1 protein-coding gene and 1 pseudogene are annotated in these 2,917 nt (G+C 70.0%); both read left to right on the forward strand.

The window, feature by feature from the left end; genetic code table 11:
• Positions 1–117: 117 nt before the first annotated feature.
• Positions 118–1,452 carry a diaminopimelate decarboxylase gene (lysA, locus tag QOC76_RS14115; protein WP_526357463.1) on the forward strand — a complete coding sequence of 445 codons (1,335 nt, stop codon included), beginning with the start codon at positions 118–120 and terminating at the stop codon, positions 1,450–1,452.
• A gap of 62 nt (positions 1,453–1,514) precedes the next feature.
• Positions 1,515–2,917, forward strand: a pseudogene (locus QOC76_RS14120) (4-alpha-glucanotransferase); the annotation flags it as partial.

The raw sequence follows: 2,917 nt of genomic DNA on the forward strand, positions 1-2,917 counted from the left end.
TAGCGCGGCAGCAGGTTGGCGAACAGCGCCCCGTTGGTCAGGAACAACGCCGCGACCGCCACCCTGGCCCGGCGGTCGCGCGCCGCGACGTCGACGTCGTCGATTCGTCCTAGCGCCATGGTCACCGACGTTACCGACGAGTCGCCCACCACCGCGTCGGCGGAGTGGGACGCTGAGGCGATGCGCATCGAGGCGACCGCGGAGGAACTGATCAATCTGTTCCCGCCGGGCACGCGAACCGACGGCGACGGCACCCTTGTGGTCGGCGGCTGTCGTCTCGATGATGTCGCCGCCGAGTTCGGGACCCCCGCCATCGTCGTCGCCGAGGACGCGCTGCGGAACCGGGCGCGGACGTACCTCGGCGCGTTCCGCAGCCGGTGGCCGCGCAGCGATCTGGCGTTCGCGTCGAAGTCGTTCCCGTGCACGGCGGTTCAGCGGGTGATGGTCGAGGAGGGCCTGCACCTCGACGTGGCGGGCGGCGGCGAGATCCTCACCGCGATCAAGGCGGGCGTCGACCCGGACCGGCTGGTGCTGCACGGCAACGCCAAGACCGACGAGGAACTCGGGCTGGCCGTCAAGCACGGCCTCGGGCTCGTCGTCGTCGACAACTTCGACGACATCGACCGGCTGGAGCCCATCGTGCCGCACGGGCGCCGGCAGCGCTGCCTGGTGCGGGTGATTCCCAACGTCGAGGCCGCCACTCACGCCTCGCAGGCGACCGGGCATGCCGGCTCCAAGTTCGGCCTGCTGCCCGACGATGCCCGGGACGCGATCGCCCGGATCGAGCGAAGCTCGGTGCTGCAACTCGACGGCGTGCACACCCATGTCGGGTCACAGCTGCTCAACGTCGAGCAGCTGGCCGCCGCCGTCGAGCCGATCGCCAAACTGGGCACGTTCGAGACCTACGACCTCGGCGGTGGCCTCGGCGTGCGCTACACCTACGACGAGCACCCACCCAGCGTCGACGATTACGCCGAAGCGATGGTGACGCAGGCCCGGGCTCTGCTGCCCGACGGCTGCCGGATCATCGTCGAGCCGGGCCGCAGCATGGTCGCTACCAGTGCGTGCACGCTGTACCGCGTCACGACGGTCAAGCGCGGGGCGATCACCCATGTGGCGGTCGACGGCGGCATGGGCGACAACCTCGAGGTCTCGTTGACCGGGCAGCGCTTCGAGGCGGCCCTGGTCGACCGGGTGGGCGGCGACGGCGAGACGGTCACCGTGGTCGGGCGGCACTGCGAATCCGGCGACCGGCTCGTCGACGGCATCGCGCTGCGCGATCCCGCGGTCGGCGACCTGCTCGCGGTTCCGGTCACCGGCGCCTACTGCTACACGATGTCCAACCAGTACAACGGCGCTCGCCGGGTGCCCGTGGTGTTCGCCCGCGACGGCGAGGCGCGACTGGTGGTCCGCCGCGACACCTGGGACGACCTGTTGAGCCGCGATGTTTGACGCGGACGCGCGAGGAGCACATCGTCGGTTGGAGGAGGCGAGCGGCGGGCAAGATAAGCGACATGGTCGAAACCCCGCCGTCACTAGGCGAACTTGCCCGCCGCCACGGCGTTGCCACCGAATACCAGGACTGGACGGGTCGCCACGTCGACGTACCCGATACCACCTTGGTTGCGGTGCTCGCGGCGCTCGGTGTCTCCGCGACCACGGAGGACGAGCGGGCGGCGGCACTCGCCGCCCACGACCGCGACCACTGGAGTCGGTCCCTGCCGCCGACCATCGTCGCCCGCGCCGAGACCGAATCGTCTTTCTGGGTGCACGTCACTCACGGGAGCCCGGTGGGCCTGTGGATTCGGCTGGAAGACGGCAGCGTGCGCGCCGGCCTCCGTCAGCTTGAAAATCACACTCCCCCATATGATCTCGGCGACCGGCTCGTCGGCGAGGCCACGTTCGAGCTGCCCGGCGATCTTCCGCTGGGCTATCACCGGTTGTACATCCAGGCCGGCTCATCGGAATCGAGCACACCGGTGATCGTCGTGCCGGCCAAGCTCTAGCTGCCGCCGCGGCTCCGGGCCAAGCGAACCTGGGGCCTTGCCACTCAGCTCTACAGCGTGCAGTCCGAAAGGTCCTGGGACGTCGGCGATTTGACCGACCTCGCCGATCTTGCGGTGTGGTCCGGCGCACAGCACGGCGCGGGATACATCCTGGTCAATCCGCTGCACGCCGCCGCGCCGGTCGCGCCGATGGAGCCGTCGCCCTACCTGCCAACGTCGCGGCGCTACTTCAATCCGCTCTACCTGCGGCCCGAGGCGATCATCGAGTACGCCGAGGTTCGCGGTCGCGGCCGCATCCGGAAAGCGCGGGCCGACCTCCGCCACCGCGGGCGGCGCGAGGAACTCATCGACCGCGACGCTGCGTGGAAAGCCAAGCGTGCCGCATTGCAGACGGTGTACTCCGTCCAGCGATCCGCGGGCAGGGAGCTGGCGTATGCGGCGTACCGCGAACGGGAGGGGCGAAGCCTCGAGGACTTCGCTGTCTGGTGTGCGCTCGCCGAGAAGCACGGCCCCGACTGGCACCAATGGCCGGACGAACTCGAGCATCCGGCGAGCGCCGGTGTCGCCGAATTCGCCGTGAAGCACGCCGACGCAGTCGATTTCCACCGCTGGCTGCAGTGGCAGCTCGACGAACAACTTGCCACGGCACAGTCGACGGCCGAGCGGTCGGGCATGGAGCTCGGCATCATGCACGACCTCGCCGTCGGGGTCGACCCGAACGGTGCCGACGCGTGGGCGCTGCAGGATGTCCTCGCGCTCGGCGTGACCGCGGGTGCGCCGCCGGACGAGTTCAACCAGCTCGGTCAGGACTGGTCGCAACCCCCCTGGCGACCCGACCAGCTCGTCGAGCAGGGCTACCAACCGTTCCGGGCCGTGGTCAATGCCGTGCTGCGGCACGCGGGCGGCGTCCG

This window comes from Mycobacterium sp., assembly GCF_032159565.1.
Lineage (GTDB): Bacteria > Actinomycetota > Actinomycetes > Mycobacteriales > Mycobacteriaceae > Mycobacterium.